This window comes from Nocardia sp. NPDC004168 (genome assembly GCF_040610355.1).
In the GTDB taxonomy this organism is placed as follows: Bacteria; Actinomycetota; Actinomycetes; order Mycobacteriales; family Mycobacteriaceae; genus Nocardia; species Nocardia sichangensis.
The window spans coordinates 22739-35551 of the sequence record NZ_JBEXME010000034.1; the positions used below are offsets into that span (position 1 = coordinate 22739).

General features: G+C 66.7%; 21 protein-coding genes and 1 pseudogene. 5 read left to right on the plus strand and 17 right to left on the minus strand.

The features are described from left to right. Positions 1-12: 12 nt before the first annotated feature. Complete coding sequence (locus ABZW96_RS33345) at positions 13-351, minus strand: hypothetical protein (RefSeq protein ID WP_355080275.1); 339 nt, start codon at positions 349-351, stop codon at positions 13-15. Between the two features lie 215 nt (positions 352-566). On the opposite strand from ABZW96_RS33345, the gene ABZW96_RS33350 reads away from it, so the two are divergent. The 5 genes from ABZW96_RS33350 (at position 567) to ABZW96_RS33370 (ending at position 4000) form a co-directional block, all read left to right on the plus strand. Then, positions 567-1370 (plus strand): hypothetical protein, encoded by an 804-nt coding sequence (locus ABZW96_RS33350; protein ID WP_355080277.1) that lies wholly within the window; start codon positions 567-569, stop codon positions 1368-1370. Positions 1371-1551: 181 nt separating this feature from the next. Then, positions 1552-2223, plus strand: coding sequence for a hypothetical protein (locus ABZW96_RS33355; RefSeq protein ID WP_355080279.1), 672 nt, complete (start codon positions 1552-1554; stop codon positions 2221-2223). 44 nt (positions 2224-2267) lie between these two features. After that, a complete protein-coding gene (locus tag ABZW96_RS33360) occupies positions 2268-2540 on the plus strand; it encodes a hypothetical protein (protein ID WP_355080281.1) in 273 nt (90 codons plus the stop codon). Between the two features lie 155 nt (positions 2541-2695). Further along, positions 2696-3139, plus strand: a complete 444-nt coding sequence (locus ABZW96_RS33365) for a hypothetical protein (protein ID WP_355080283.1) — start codon at positions 2696-2698, stop codon at positions 3137-3139. Positions 3140-3802: 663 nt separating this feature from the next. After that, positions 3803-4000, plus strand: coding sequence for a hypothetical protein (locus ABZW96_RS33370; protein ID WP_159850608.1), 198 nt, complete (start codon positions 3803-3805; stop codon positions 3998-4000). 147 nt (positions 4001-4147) lie between these two features. On the opposite strand, the gene ABZW96_RS33375 is transcribed toward ABZW96_RS33370, so the two are convergent. From ABZW96_RS33375 to ABZW96_RS33450, 16 genes and pseudogenes are all read right to left on the minus strand, one after another. Further along, positions 4148-4435, minus strand: coding sequence for a hypothetical protein (locus ABZW96_RS33375; RefSeq protein ID WP_159850610.1), 288 nt, complete (start codon positions 4433-4435; stop codon positions 4148-4150). Between the two features lie 105 nt (positions 4436-4540). Next, positions 4541-5056 carry a hypothetical protein gene (locus ABZW96_RS33380; RefSeq protein WP_355080286.1) on the minus strand — a complete coding sequence of 172 codons (516 nt, stop codon included), beginning with the start codon at positions 5054-5056 and terminating at the stop codon, positions 4541-4543. 33 nt (positions 5057-5089) lie between these two features. Further along, positions 5090-5512 (minus strand): hypothetical protein, encoded by a 423-nt coding sequence (locus ABZW96_RS33385; RefSeq protein ID WP_355080288.1) that lies wholly within the window; start codon positions 5510-5512, stop codon positions 5090-5092. 96 nt (positions 5513-5608) lie between these two features. Then, a complete protein-coding gene (locus tag ABZW96_RS33390) occupies positions 5609-5863 on the minus strand; it encodes a hypothetical protein (protein ID WP_355080290.1) in 255 nt (84 codons plus the stop codon). A 92-nt stretch (positions 5864-5955) separates the two neighbouring features. Continuing rightward, on the minus strand, positions 5956-6636 hold the full coding sequence (locus ABZW96_RS33395; RefSeq protein ID WP_355080292.1) for a hypothetical protein: 681 nt from the start codon (positions 6634-6636) through the stop codon (positions 5956-5958). Positions 6637-6688: 52 nt separating this feature from the next. After that, positions 6689-6934 (minus strand): hypothetical protein, encoded by a 246-nt coding sequence (locus ABZW96_RS33400; RefSeq protein ID WP_355080294.1) that lies wholly within the window; start codon positions 6932-6934, stop codon positions 6689-6691. A 76-nt stretch (positions 6935-7010) separates the two neighbouring features. Next, the gene (locus ABZW96_RS33405) at positions 7011-7394 is read right to left on the minus strand and encodes a hypothetical protein (RefSeq protein ID WP_355080296.1); all 384 of its coding nucleotides are present in this window, start codon (positions 7392-7394) and stop codon (positions 7011-7013) included. A gap of 30 nt (positions 7395-7424) precedes the next feature. Further along, positions 7425-7622, minus strand: coding sequence for a hypothetical protein (locus ABZW96_RS33410; protein ID WP_355080298.1), 198 nt, complete (start codon positions 7620-7622; stop codon positions 7425-7427). 17 nt (positions 7623-7639) lie between these two features. Next, a complete protein-coding gene (locus ABZW96_RS33415; RefSeq protein WP_355080300.1) occupies positions 7640-8188 on the minus strand; it encodes a DUF4913 domain-containing protein in 549 nt (182 codons plus the stop codon). A 32-nt stretch (positions 8189-8220) separates the two neighbouring features. After that, entirely contained in the window at positions 8221-8505 is a 285-nt protein-coding gene (locus ABZW96_RS33420; RefSeq protein ID WP_355080301.1) for a hypothetical protein, read from the minus strand. A 97-nt stretch (positions 8506-8602) separates the two neighbouring features. Beyond that, the gene (locus tag ABZW96_RS33425; protein WP_159850629.1) at positions 8603-8842 is read right to left on the minus strand and encodes a hypothetical protein; all 240 of its coding nucleotides are present in this window, start codon (positions 8840-8842) and stop codon (positions 8603-8605) included. Positions 8843-9018: 176 nt separating this feature from the next. Then, positions 9019-9885, minus strand: coding sequence for a phage Gp37/Gp68 family protein (locus tag ABZW96_RS33430; protein WP_355080303.1), 867 nt, complete (start codon positions 9883-9885; stop codon positions 9019-9021). Then, entirely contained in the window at positions 9882-10250 is a 369-nt protein-coding gene (locus tag ABZW96_RS33435) for a hypothetical protein (protein ID WP_355080305.1), read from the minus strand. The genes ABZW96_RS33430 and ABZW96_RS33435 overlap by 4 nt, the downstream gene beginning before the upstream one ends. Then, the gene (locus ABZW96_RS33440) at positions 10247-10690 is read right to left on the minus strand and encodes a hypothetical protein (protein WP_355080307.1); all 444 of its coding nucleotides are present in this window, start codon (positions 10688-10690) and stop codon (positions 10247-10249) included. The genes ABZW96_RS33435 and ABZW96_RS33440 overlap by 4 nt, the downstream gene beginning before the upstream one ends. Positions 10691-10846: 156 nt before the next feature. Further along, positions 10847-11125 (minus strand): annotated as a pseudogene (locus tag ABZW96_RS33445) (DNA translocase FtsK); the annotation flags it as partial. Positions 11126-12020: 895 nt separating this feature from the next. Then, a complete protein-coding gene (locus tag ABZW96_RS33450; protein WP_355080309.1) occupies positions 12021-12767 on the minus strand; it encodes a hypothetical protein in 747 nt (248 codons plus the stop codon). Positions 12768-12813: the final 46 nt, after the last annotated feature.

Consider the following 12813-nt stretch of genomic DNA (forward strand, 5'->3'; position numbering starts at 1 on the left):
GTTCGGCGGGCGCTACAGGAGGCCCAGGTGCCGGGCGGGCTCGCAGAACAGCCAGCAGGCCCGCGTGTCGGAGGCCGCGGCGGTGTCGACGTACTTCGGGGCCTCGGTGGCCGTGCAGAACATGGCGCAGTCGGCGCTTGCGGGGGTGGTGGGCAGCGCGGCGGCGGGAGCGCGGTCCACGGTCAGCAGCATCGAGAAGTACAGGGCGGCCGCGGCGACGAACACGCCTGCCAGCAGTGCGGGTGTGCGGAGCATGAACGCGATCACGCGGCCGGCCCGGTGGCGCATGGCCAACGCTGGACGCAGCAGAACGGGAGCGGAGCGACGGGAGGTGCGGGGCTGAATCGACATGATGGTCGGTCCTTCCGGAGATTGCTCGACAACTATTGCCAGTTTAACAGTTCAACTGTTGACAGTCTATAAATGTGGCGAGCCCGGCACCCGGTTGTGGACGGTTGCAACACGGCCCCGGACCTCGTCTTCAGCGGGATCCGGGGCCGTTGTTGCCGTGGTGATCGCAATGAACGAAACCTGTTGGCGTCAGCGGTATCTGGCATATTCGATACATGACGACGGGGGCACAGGATCGGCGCGGCAGTTTGTGGACCGGGGACGACTACGAGGCGTTGTTCGCCGCGTTGGCGACCTCCGTCCCCGATAGCGAGATCGCGGCACAACTGGGCCGCTCGCTCGAGGGCCTGCGCGGGCGGGCGAAGTTCCTGCTGCTGGACAACTATTCGTCGGCGGTGGCCCTGCGCAAGCTGCGGCAGATGGCTTCGGAGCCGGGTTTCGACTGGGAGCCCCTCGCCCGCGACGCGCACGCCTTCGCCAACAAGCCCTATTGGGATGCCAGGACCGACGAGCGGCTGATTCTGGCCTGGGCGCGGAATCCGGCACCGAGCATGGCTGAGCTGGTCGAGGAGTTCGGTGTGGGTGAGCAGGACATCGCGCGGCGCTGCATCGCGCTCGAGCTCGCCCAGACTCGGGTGGAGATCGTCGACCACCTCGGCGCCGAACCCGGCGGTGATCTGGCCTATCAAGCCCGGCTGGGACGCGACAAGGCCAACACCGCGGTCGGTGTCCTGGTCCTCACCTCCGCGACCGGCGCCGTGCTGCACCTGTCGCTGCACCCCGACATCGACACCGCTGCACAGGCCTGCGGCGAGGTCGACGAGACCGCGCTGGAAGAGCTGCCCGCGGTGTGGACGATCGCGACCCGCGTGCTGGGCGAAGGGTCCATCCGCGCGACCAAGAGCGGGTCCTGGACCGAACGGCCGGCCACCGAACCCCCCACCGACGCAATCAGCGACCCGGCCCCGGCCCGGGCGGTTCCCCGGTGGCGGCGGCTGCTGAAGCCACGAACCCACTGAACGCCTCGCCGACCTTGGGTTGCCGTTCGCGGATCAGTCGGAGCAAGCACAGTCCGACGGTGCTACCTACACGGAAAATAGTTGTCGGACAGCGTGATTCCGTGAGCGCGTCCGGTGAGTGATCGTATTCTGTTGGGGCAGTGTCTGTGTGCCGGTGTTCGACTCAGTAGGAGAAGCCCGGATGGACCGTTATCCCCGCCCTGTCCTGTTCACCATGCCGTGGATGCTCAGTGGCCTGTCCGCGGTGCTGGTCCTCGCCGCGAGCATCGCGTCGTTCTCCTTCACCAGCACGTTGGCGCGGCTGGCGGGAGTTCCCGAGGGCCTGGCCTGGTTGTGGCCGGTGGTGGTCGGCCTCAGTGTCGCCCAGATCGCCTACACCTACGTCATGTTGGCGCGGATGCCTCACGAGCGGATCAAGCCGCTGGCCCTGGTCTACCAGTTGCTGCTGGTGTCCGCAGCGCTGGTCAGTGTCGGAGGGAATGTCTCGGTCATCTCCCCGCGCCCGACCGAGCTGTCCACCGGCGAGATCACGGCCGTCGTCTCTGTCGCGCCGGCGTGCCTGGTGTGCTGCGTATGCGGGTACGTCGTGCTCGCGGTGATCATCCCCGCACGGATCGAGGCGTCGATCCGCGACATCCATATCCGCGAATCAGCCGAACGGGTGGCCAGACTCGCCCGCAGTGCCGCGATCGCGGATGCCCAGCCCGCGAGCAGCGACAGCCCCGAGGAGACCCCGTGGTGGAAGCAGCACCGGGCCGGTGCGCCCGAGGATTCCTCGGAAAGCAACGAGCCGGAGGTCCCCGGAAACGGTCGTGACGCGGCGGCAGAGGCCGGTCAGTCCCGGTCGAAGTAGCCGCCGCCAGCAGACATGCACGACAGACAAGGCAGGGGACTTACATGACCACTCTGTTCTGGATCGGTGCGGGGATCTGGTTTCCCAGCGTCGCCGTGATGGTTCTTTCTCGCCTCCTGCGCCGTCGAGAGGTGCAGGTCTTCCAGGCCAGCTTGCTGATGTGCGCGGTCGGATCGGTGATCCTGGCGATCACCCTTCCCGCCGTCACCGGAGAGTCCACCCTCAAGAACGTGCTGATGATCACCGCGATGGTCGCGCTGGCGATCCTGTGCACCGTCGCGCTGGTGACGCTGCGCCGCCGCCCGACCAGTGACTGAACCGGGCGGGCACCGACTCGACAGACCGGCGCCGAACTGTGGTTCCTGTCGGTGCCCGGGGTGACCATTCGAGCCGATGTCCCCGCTCCGGCATCGCAGCATCCTTATAGTCGTCTGCTATGACGTCTCGGAATCGGAAGCGGCGCAGTGCCCGAATGGATTCCGCCGCCCTCGGCCGAGTGACAGCGGCGGCGCAGCGCGACCCCGGCAGCCCGACCGCACACAGCGGATTCGCCGCCCGCGCCGCCCACGCGCTCTACCCGGTGGTGCCCGCGTGGATCCAATGGCTGTACGAGCGCAACCCGACTACCGCACGGTTCGTCTACCAGATGTGCTATCCGCCGATCGATGAGCACGGCGAGATCGTCGGGGGATGGACCGCGCAGCAGTGGTGGACCGCGGATCGGATGTACTGGGCCGAGAGAGAAGCTCGGACAGTCGTGCGCGCCCGCCGATTCCACAGCGGAGGGATAGTGTTCGCCCACTCTCCCGACCTCGACGACGACGATGCCTTCTTCGCCGCGCGGGACGCGGGTCGGGCCTGGACGGGACATTGGTACTCCCGCGACCCGGTCGACGCCCCGGAATGGCAGTCGTAGGACTGCTCGAGCCCAGGCCAGCGTTAGGCCCGCCTCGGTGGGTGAGGTTGCGGGCGGGCCTGCCCATCGCCGCGTGGGGAACATGGTTCACGCCGGGAGACACCCGGGGGGCGACACCCGCAGACCCGCCCAGCAAAGGAGTGAGCGGGACTCGGGGGTGCCCGCCCCTCGAGCGCTGTCACGATGACCGCAGGGATGGATGTTCGTGACAGCCGCAGACACTACAGCCACGCTCACCCCGATGCCCGGTACCGCAATTCACGCGTGTCATGCCCACGCACACGACATCGCAGGCCCAGCCCTGGCGTCCCGGCCGAACCTGCGATGCCCCGGCCAGTGCCCGAACTCCAACGCTTCAGACCCCGACCTCACCCAGCAGCCTGCCACTACACCGTGACATGTCAAGCACCTATCGTCGGCCGCGACACCCGAGGCAGAGCTACCAGTCACCCCAGGTCAGCAGGGGTAACGTCGACGCGGCCTCGATATCCCGTCGAGGAAGTTCGCCTCACTACCGCTTCGGCCCCGGATCCTGCACCGGGGCCGAAGTCGCGTCCATGGTGCTCGTCCGACGGCTGCGGTCCGATGTTGCCGACCTACGAAGGGGAGGGCTTGCCCGGCCGGATCGGGGGTGTGTCGGTGTCCGCGTTCACAATTCGCGGTATGGCTTTCACTGTGCACACGCCCGAGGACACATCTCCGGCAGGGATCAGCTTCGGCGACGACGATCAGTTCCACATCTACGAATCCGGCGTTCTCAAAGTCCAGAGCAAGACCCACGGTGTCCGGATCTACTCGCCCGGATTCTGGCAACTCATCACATACACGCAGCACCCCGATGGCCTTCGCAGCCTCCGCTGACACGCCCTGAATCCCAGCGGCAGGGCGAGAACAACCCAGGAGGCACGCCCTGGAGACCGGCTCCCGGGGCTGCCGTACGTCCTGCCACGCAAAACGGGCCCGGAGCGTATCGCTTCGGGCCCGTGGCGGATCTCAAGCTGCCGCGGCTTATCGCGGCTCCCAGACCCGGATCTTGTCGACGAGCAGGTCCCAGACCGCCGAGTCGTGCTCGGCCAGCTCGACCAGGGCCTCGACCATGTCGCGTCGGCTGATGCTGCCGACGCTGCGGGTGCTGGCGCGGCCGCTGGTGCGCACACGCAGTCCGGCCTGCTTGGCCAGCTTGGCCAGCAGGTCGTTCCAGTGATCGCTCTGCTCGGGCGGCATCTTCAGCGTCCATGTCAGCCAGTCGGACCGGTCCTCCACTGCTGAAGTCTTGGCGCGTTCGCCGCTAGACATCGGTTTTGTCCGTCCGTTCAGTCATACCCGGATTATAGACTGTCAGCCTTTTATCAGTCTATGTGGTCGGTTCTGTGGTGAGTTGGTCGCGCCCCCGCCGCATCGTCAGCGCACGTGATATCCGCAGTCGGTTTCCAAAACAGCGCGGCTGGCACGTATCGATCGGATGGCGTCGGCCAGATGGTGCGCGACATCGTCTCCCGGTTCGCTCGAGATCTCCCCGCCACCGACAAGCTCGTCACGCCAGACATCGAGCACCTCACGCGCGACGACCATCTGATCCTCTGCGGTCTTGAGCGCAGCGACGAACTGGTGCAGCGCCAGGTCGTCGACCTCCGAACGCCACAGGCGCAGGGTTTTCAGGTCGTGACGCATCCCGGACACGACACGGCCGCACAGCATCGGCACGCGCCCGTTGACCGGCTCCGCGTCGACGGGGACCCCGCCTCCACATGCGCCTATCAGTTTTCCGTCATTCACGATCGGGAATCGGCAGGTCGACATAATCGCTCGGTCCTTTCGATAATCGTCTATTTTCCGCCTGTCGCACCGACAAGTTCGGCCGACAAGCAAGGCCGGGAGCGGGAACGCCCCCGGCCTTTTCGCCTTCAGGTTGGTCACTGCTGACGCCTGGCGGTCTCTACGACCACGCCGTCACTGCTGCTCTGTCCACGTGTGGCCGTGAGTCGCGCGCAGTGCAGCGGCCAGCCGGATCGGATCGGCCACTGCGGCGCGCAGGTCGTTCGCGGACGGGTTGGTCTCGCCGGTCAGCGCGGCCACCAGATCCGGCACCGAGGCATCCGCGGCCCAGGTGAGCAGCTGCTTGTACACGTGGGGTGTCGGGCCGGATACCCACAGGTCGGGGTCGGGCAGGCTGCCGTCCGCGCGGGCACAGGTGATTTTCACCGATTCGCGAGGCCATTCGTCCGGCCATACCTCGGGCGGGCCGAACTCGACGGTCTGGACGGCCAGCGCGAGCGCGCTACGCAGGTCGGTGCAGATCGTCCGCGACGGGGCCAATCCGGTGTCCGGGCTGTGCTCGAGCAGGCACGGCCCGGAAGTTGGGGTGATGTCCATTTCGCTCCTTGAGCTTGTGATGATGGTGAGCGGGCCGGGGACGGTGAAAGCGTCCCCGGCCCGCCATTCGAAGGCTGTTGAGGACTCAGCAGGGGGCTATTGCGACGCCGCCCACGTTTCTCCGGTCTTCTTGTACAGGCCGTCCGGCGGGAGTGCTGCCCCGACGTTGTCGAGCGATTTGGTTGCCGCTTCGGTGGCCTCTCGCGCCCAGTAGGCCTCTGGTTCGTCGGGGTGACTTGCCAGCGCGTTTATGCGGGTGGTGAGCCGTTCCACGGCTTCTTGAGCTTCCTGGAGCGCGATATAAGCGTCGGTGGCCAGGTCTTCGACGGTCTGACTGGTAGATGTGCTCATTGTCGTTGCCTCTCTGTCGTTTCGGGGGGTTGGTGCCGTCCTGGCTCGCGGTGATCCTCTCTCGGGTCACTGACAGGAACGGCGGGGCGCGGTCAGTGGGTGGCCGCCTCCCATGCGACGTGCTCGGTGGCCGTTGACCCGTGATCGTCGGGAATGGGGGAGGTGAGTTGGTCCCACCACCGCATCACCCATCGGGCGTCGCCGAGTGCGGTGTGTTGCTCGGCTTCGCTCGGGGGTTCGGCGCCGGTCGCGCGGGACAGCTCGTAGCTGCGCATCGGCTCGGCGATGCCGAGGCGGCCTGCGGCCATGTTGCCCACGTCGATCAGGTGGTAGTCCCACCGCGGCAGCCGCCGATGACGGCGCAGCATCGCGTCCAGGGTGTCCGCGTCGAACCAGACGTTGTAGCCCGCGAACCGGGTTCGCCCGTTGGCGCTGGGTGCGGTCCAGTCGTCGACGACGGCGGCCGCGGTGGCCTCCGTCAGGTAGAAGACGTCGTCTTCTCCGGTGCAGGTGATCGACGGGGGCGGGGTGCCGCGCACCAGCGGCGGAATCGGCGCGTACTGCGGGTGCCGCTCGTAGAAGCGTCCGATATCGAGCGCGCGGGGATCGGCGTGGGACAGGTCTACGTCTTCGATCAGGATCGTGATCTGCTTCTGCCAGCCGTTGGGTTCACGGCGGATCAGCGCGATCTCCCACGGCCGGCGCAGACCTGGATCGGTATGGGTGGTCTCGATGTCGACGAAGACCAGGGGAGAAGCGGCATTGGATGACACGGAAGACCTTTCGGGTTGGGGAGATGTTCTGGTCAAGCGGTTCATGCCATCGTCAGAAGGCATGCCAGCCGTGGGTGTAGCCGAGTGCATACCCCGCCGCCGCGCCGACGACAGCGACAGCGGCCGCGGTGGTCGGGCGAATGCGGATCCGGCGCGCGGGGCGGGTGGGCGGCCAGCTTGGCGCACACAGCGGGCACATGGGGTTCGGCTTCACGAGATCGGACTGGTGGTGCGCGAGCTCGGGGGCGAGCGCCTCGCCTGGCGTGGTGATGTCTTTGGAGTGTCGGCGTCTGGACATTGCTTCTTTTCTTTCCTCATGCCGCTGGGGCGGCGGTCGAAGTGCGTTGAATCGCATTTGCCGGGAGGGGGATTGGTCAGTCCTGCTCGGATTCGTCGCCTTCCAGCTGGTAGCAGGCGGTGCGCCAGATCTGCGCCGCCGAGTCGTAGCCCTGCTGCGCCTTCAGCCGCGAGAACAGATCGGGGAACGTGTGCTCTCTCGGCTGATCATCGTCTTCTGCCGCGATCAGCTCGGCCAGCGCGTAGGGGTCGGTCGGCACCGGAGGCAGCGCGGACACACCGTCAGGGGTCGGTGACCAGGTGACGGTGGTTCCCTGCACGTGCGCGGTGTTGACGAAGTCGCTGGTGAGCGACCAGGTTGCATGCTCGGCCTGGTGCGCGAACGTGAATCCGAGGTGCACGTCCGGCAGTCCGGGACGGTGCACGGTGGTGACGTACGGATAGTCTGTGGTGGCAGTCATTTTGAATCCTTCAGTGGTGACCGGGTCCGCCTATCGCTCGCGGGGGCTGATTTCCGGTATGCGGGGCTCAGGTGATCGCCCTTGGCGCACTCGCAGAGCTCGGTACCATTCGTCGCGCGCCAACTGCTTGGCCTTCGCCTCCTTGGCGAGTTCGGCGATGCGCTGCATGCGAGCATCGATGCGGGCCATCCGCTTCTCGTGCCCTCGCATGAATTTCTCGTGATCCATCACTGGTTTCCTTCTCTTCAGGCCACGGTGAGCGTGGCGGTGGCGGTCGGGGGACCGGCGAAAAGCCCGTCTGGGGCTTTGTCGATGCGGCTGGGCAGGGGCTTGAGCATGTCTTTGTGCCCGTGGCGGACGCTGCAAAATTTGAATGGGCCCCTCGGGTCGAACATCTCCCGCATGTGCGGGTCGATGTGGTGGAGTGCGAAATCGCTCATCTCCAGCGGGCCGCCGGTGGCGCGGACATGCTCGTAGCCCTCCCACAACAGGCCGAATTTCCAGAGAGCCTCGGCGTGCTGCCACCACTCCGGGCACCACACGACCTCGTTGATGTCGGTGACTTGCCGTGCGTGGCGCTTGGCAAGAAAGTCGTCGACGAACCGCCCCAGCGACGGGAACGTCGGTGTGAATCGGATGCCACGCAGGATCTCGGCCAGATCCTGCACGGCCAGCGCCGGTTCCGTCTCCCAGACGGGAGCTTCGGGAGCGTGGTAGCGATCGATGCGGGCCTGGGCGGCGCGTACCACCGCCTCGAGGTGGTTGGCGACAAGATCCTGGCTGGTGATGGGCATGGTGGTCTCTCCTTCTTCAGCTGCGTTGTGGGTCACCGCTCGCGGCTGTGGGAGCGCTGCTGCGCGCGAGCGCGTTCTTGCTGCCGCCGCACGTGCAGGCGGCGGCAGCGCTCGGCTTCGAGCTGCTCAGCGTGGGTGAGTGCGCGTACGCTGACGGCGGAGATTTCACCGGCGCGCTCCGCGACCTTCGCGGCGGCCAGTCGCGTATCCAGCTCCTGGCGGCTGTAGACGCTGATCGCGGTTCCCAACTTCCAGGCCGGGTTGGCCTCGTACCCCCGCTCGGTGGGGGTGATGCTCAGAACGTATTTCGCGGTCATGGTTCGCCTTTTCGGATTGGTGACCGGTGCCGCCCTCTGCCCCATCGCAGCGGGGCGGCACCGGGGTCTGGGGGTTAGGTGCGTGAGGCGGTGCCGCTCATCGGCTTCTCACGATGTCGGCGCGGGTGCGCTGCTCACGCGCCGCGACCCGAGACCGACGGGTCCGGGCACTGGCGGCCGGGTCGTCGCCGGTCGGGGCCGGCGGCAGATCCGCCACTTCGAGCAGCTGGGCGATCAGCTCGCGGTTGCGTTTGATCATGGCCGGGGCTTGGGCGACCAGCTTCCGGTTGCGCTCGAGGATTTCCGGAGTCAACTCGATGTTGGTGGGATCCTGCATGGGGTGGCGCCCTTTCCGTTTGGGAGTGATGGGGCGGATCGGGCATGTTCACGATGTCCGTTCCGCCACAACCCACTTTAACAGTTTAAACTGTTATCAGTCTAGAAATTGGTGTGTGTTTTTCGGCGAAGCCGGGTCCGCAGCGGGTTCACGCCGCTGCGGACCCTGAGACCCCGTCAGCGACTGGGCATCTCGTCCCAGGTCCGCCCGTCCAGCAACCGGCCGCCGGCCTTCGGGCGGATGCCCCCGACCTGCTTGAAGAACAGGCAGATGCGACGCTGCACACAGCGGTCCCGCAGGTCACGCACCCAGTCGAGATCCAGCGGCCGGAACCTGTGTCCGGATTCGCCGCCGACGATCACCCAGTCGATGTCGGCGAGGTCCAGGCTGGGCAGTGGCCCCAGCAGCGGCTCGCACGACAGGAACCGGATCGCGGCCGGGGTCCGCCGCAGTTCGTCTGCGCGCCAGCAGTAGTCGTCCGATTCGATCGATGTCCCGATCCACACGTTCGGCAGCGGAGCTGGGATTTCACCACGCAGCCGCTGACGAGGATCGGCCCACCGCATCGCCGCATCCACGTCCTCGACCGGCAATCGGCCGTCGAACTGATCCAGGATCTTGTGGATGGCGTCGGTGATCTCGGCATAGAACGCGGGGTCGGTCAACAATGTGGCCAGGCGCTTGGAGCGCTTGGTCAGGATCTGATACTGATGCCGAGGCGTCAGCGCCATCACAGCCCAGATCAACGCCTGCGCCCAACGCGGAACACGGGCATGGGCGATGTCGGACATGCTGTTGACGAAGACCAGGCGCGCCGACCGCCACCGCAACGGCTCGGTCATCGCGTCCTCGTGAACTGCGATACCGAATCCTGGGCCACTGGTTCGCGGATCGCCGTCTTTCTGGTACTTGGCCGCGCCCATCGCTTTGAGCCGCCTGGCCATCTTCAGCGCATAGCAGTTGTCGCATCCCGCGCTGATCCGATCGCAGCCGGTGACCGGATTCCAGGTGACCTCGGTCCACTCGATGCTCGTGGAAGTCATTCCGACCCCCGCGCTTGTGTGGCAGCTGCTGTGGTGCACGTGCCCGTACTGGGGGTGTGGATGGCCCAGTCGATGGGCTTGCCGTGCTCGGTGGCGTAGGCGATTTCGGCGCGGGTGGATTCGCCGTGGTACCGGGTGTGGTCGGTGACGACGACGATGCGGTCGGCGAGGTCGATCTTGCGGCGGTGCAGCTCGTCGAGCGCGGCCTTGGCGGTGCTGTCCTGATCGCCGGCGTCGACGACGACGAACGGGGCCAGCACGATCTCCCCGCGGCCGGTGAGTTCGGCAGCGGTCGCCAGCATCAGGTCGAAGAACCGCATGCTGCCGCACAGCGTGACCACGGGCGGACGGTTGCTACTGGTCACGACGCTGCCTCCTCTCCGTTCAGGGCGCGAACCAGTCCGGCGAGCATCTGCCGCGCTTCTCCCACGTCACCGTCGTGAAGAAACGCATCAGCTTTGAGCAGCTGGCAGACGATTGCCCCGGCAGTGCTTCGCTCGATCGGAGCAGCGCCGATCAGCCGCCGCGCCTCCCCGATCCGTTCGTTCACCACACGCATCGCCTGTTCCCGCTCCGCTTTCCGGTCGGCGATCTCGGTCTTGGCGGCGACGTAGGCCTTCGACGGCCTTCCACCGGTGGGTCGGTCGGGATGCGACCGCAGCCGGGCGTTGTCCTGCGCGTTCTGCGAAGTGATCGACTGGCGAATGTTGATGAGTGTGTGCAGCCAACGGACGCGGTTCTCCTTCCTGCGAAGCACCGCGTATTGCGTTCCGATGCCGCGGCTGTCGCGCAGGTCGGCGTTCACCAGGCGGTCGAAATTCCGGTCGCAATGCCACACTGCGGGCAGCAGATGCAGGACTTCAGCCATGGGACACCTCTGGAAGATCGGCGGCGTACCGGCGGACGACGATCGAGGCGGATCCGACCGAGTTCAGCAAGCCGTGTTCGGCGCGGCGTTTGGTCATCGGTCGCCGCCGTCCTGTTCGCTGGCACGCAGATCGGCCAGCAGCGAATCCAGGTCTTCGGCACGCACATGCACCTCGCGCGCCGCGGTCCCTTCAGGTTTCGGGCCGACGATGCCGGCCTGCTCCATCAGATCCAGCAGGCGTGCGGCCTTGGCGAACCCGATCCGCATCCGGCGTTGCAGCATCGACACCGCACCGAACTGCGACCGGACCACGAGATCGACCGCACGCAGGAACATGTCGCGGTCGTCGCCGACCTCGTCGGCGTCGAGGTCCACGATGTCGACCTGGGCGTGTTGCTCGATGCGCTCGGCCTCGGCCGCGGCGACGATGTCAGGCAGGCGGCGGTCCCATCCGGCGGACCATTCCCGGCGGTCGTCGCGGTCGCGGTCGAGGAGCTGGCGCGGCATCATCAGGCCAAGAAAGCTTTCCCCGCAGCGGATCAGCAGGGCGCGGCTGGCCGAGTGCGCCTCGACGTCGAGTGCCTGGCAGTAGGCGTTGGACGCGGCGCTGAAGCGCGCCAGCATCTCACCCCCGACCGACATGTCCGTGAGCTGCGTGGCATCGCTGCCGTGCTGGCGGGCGATGAGGCCGGGGATGGTGCACAGAGTGCCGCCATCGGTGGGCATGCGCGGCACGGTCAGTGCGTGTCCGTCGATCAGGCCGGAGCAGTCGGTGATGGTGATCCGGTCCTTGGTGATGTCCAGGCGCAGCTCGAATTCCGGGGTGTCGCTCTTCTCCTTGCCCGCAGTGAAGATCTGCAGGATGTTCTTGATGTCGGAGGGTGCGATGTCGACGGTGCACGGGTACTGCCCGGGTTCGTCGGCGCTGTCCAAGACCGACGCGATGGCCAGGCCGGCGGTGAACATGTCGGTCGCTGTGACAACGATGTTCTGCCGGTCGACGGCGAGTCGGATGCGGTGGATGGGCGGGATCTCGCTGTCGGCGCAGGCGTGCACGCGCACAGCGTTGAGGGCGTGGCGGAAGTCGGTGGTGCCGACTTTGACGGTGGTCATGATTCGGTCCGATCGAGGTCGATGATGTCGGTGATGTGTTCAGGCCACGCCTCGGCGCTTCCGCAGTCGCTGCAGGCGATCGAGATTCCGGTGTCGGTGTCGACTTCGTCGAGTTGTGCGCCGCACAGGCACCTCAGCGTGGTGATCCTGCGCATCAAACGGCCGCCTGCTCGAGCAGCGGGAGGTCGGGAAATTCGTGCAGGGTCAGCGGAACGCCTTCGGCGAGCTCGGTGCGCCACTGGAACAGCCACTCGTCCATCGAGCTGCCGTCCTCCCATGCGCCGACGAGGTTGCGGGCGGCGCGGTCGGCCGCGGCCGGGTCGACACGGTGCAGGACCGACAGAAGGTAGACCAGGCCGTATCCGGTGACGTGACGACCGAGGAGCGCTGCCCGCAGATGGTCATCGACGGTGCGGGCCAGATCGGGGTGGTCGGCGCGCAGGGACTTCGTCACTGTGGTGATGAAGTCGTAGCGGTCGGTGAACTTGAGCTCCTGGTCGATCTCGGTGGCCAGAAGTGAGAGCGCGGGCCGGGATTCGTCGCCCACCCATTCCGGCCACGGCCAGCTGGTGTCGTCTTCGGCTATCAGCCGGTCGCTGACCGCGCGGACCTGCTTTGCCTGCTCGGCGGTGAGGTCGGAGGCGTGGGTGAGTGTGGCCCAGTCGATGGGCAGTTTCTCCAGCTCGGTGGCGTAGCGGCGCAGGTCCAGCCATCCGGAGCGAGTGACCAGCAGCCCGGTGGGGATGTGGGTCAGCGAGCGGCCGTGGTCGGCGAAGGTGAGGGTGCCGTCCTGGCGGGCGGTGAGCGTGGGCGCGATCGCGAAATGCGCGGTCACCTGCTCGGCGGTGATGGTGATCGGGGAACCGTCGCTCCACCGGATCTCGAGACTGATCAGAGCCATTTCTTCCTCCTGGTTGGGTTTTCTTCCGGGGTTGGGGGATTTATGC

Bases quoted from the DNA above. Each gene is read 5' to 3' on its own strand.
- ABZW96_RS33345 (WP_355080275.1), bottom strand. From the start codon at position 351: ATGTCGATTCAGCCCCGCACCTCCCGTCGCTCCGCTCCCGTTCTGCTG.
- ABZW96_RS33350 (WP_355080277.1), top strand. From the start codon at position 567: ATGACGACGGGGGCACAGGATCGGCGCGGCAGTTTGTGGACCGGGGAC.
- ABZW96_RS33355 (WP_355080279.1), top strand. From the start codon at position 1,552: ATGGACCGTTATCCCCGCCCTGTCCTGTTCACCATGCCGTGGATGCTC.
- ABZW96_RS33360 (WP_355080281.1), top strand. From the start codon at position 2,268: ATGACCACTCTGTTCTGGATCGGTGCGGGGATCTGGTTTCCCAGCGTC.
- ABZW96_RS33365 (WP_355080283.1), top strand. From the start codon at position 2,696: ATGGATTCCGCCGCCCTCGGCCGAGTGACAGCGGCGGCGCAGCGCGAC.
- ABZW96_RS33370 (WP_159850608.1), top strand. From the start codon at position 3,803: ATGGCTTTCACTGTGCACACGCCCGAGGACACATCTCCGGCAGGGATC.
- ABZW96_RS33375 (WP_159850610.1), bottom strand. From the start codon at position 4,435: ATGTCTAGCGGCGAACGCGCCAAGACTTCAGCAGTGGAGGACCGGTCC.
- ABZW96_RS33385 (WP_355080288.1), bottom strand. From the start codon at position 5,512: ATGGACATCACCCCAACTTCCGGGCCGTGCCTGCTCGAGCACAGCCCG.
- ABZW96_RS33390 (WP_355080290.1), bottom strand. From the start codon at position 5,863: ATGAGCACATCTACCAGTCAGACCGTCGAAGACCTGGCCACCGACGCT.
- ABZW96_RS33400 (WP_355080294.1), bottom strand. From the start codon at position 6,934: ATGTCCAGACGCCGACACTCCAAAGACATCACCACGCCAGGCGAGGCG.
- ABZW96_RS33405 (WP_355080296.1), bottom strand. From the start codon at position 7,394: ATGACTGCCACCACAGACTATCCGTACGTCACCACCGTGCACCGTCCC.
- ABZW96_RS33410 (WP_355080298.1), bottom strand. From the start codon at position 7,622: ATGGATCACGAGAAATTCATGCGAGGGCACGAGAAGCGGATGGCCCGC.
- ABZW96_RS33415 (WP_355080300.1), bottom strand. From the start codon at position 8,188: ATGCCCATCACCAGCCAGGATCTTGTCGCCAACCACCTCGAGGCGGTG.
- ABZW96_RS33420 (WP_355080301.1), bottom strand. From the start codon at position 8,505: ATGACCGCGAAATACGTTCTGAGCATCACCCCCACCGAGCGGGGGTAC.
- ABZW96_RS33425 (WP_159850629.1), bottom strand. From the start codon at position 8,842: ATGCAGGATCCCACCAACATCGAGTTGACTCCGGAAATCCTCGAGCGC.
- ABZW96_RS33430 (WP_355080303.1), bottom strand. From the start codon at position 9,885: ATGACTTCCACGAGCATCGAGTGGACCGAGGTCACCTGGAATCCGGTC.
- ABZW96_RS33450 (WP_355080309.1), bottom strand. From the start codon at position 12,767: ATGGCTCTGATCAGTCTCGAGATCCGGTGGAGCGACGGTTCCCCGATC.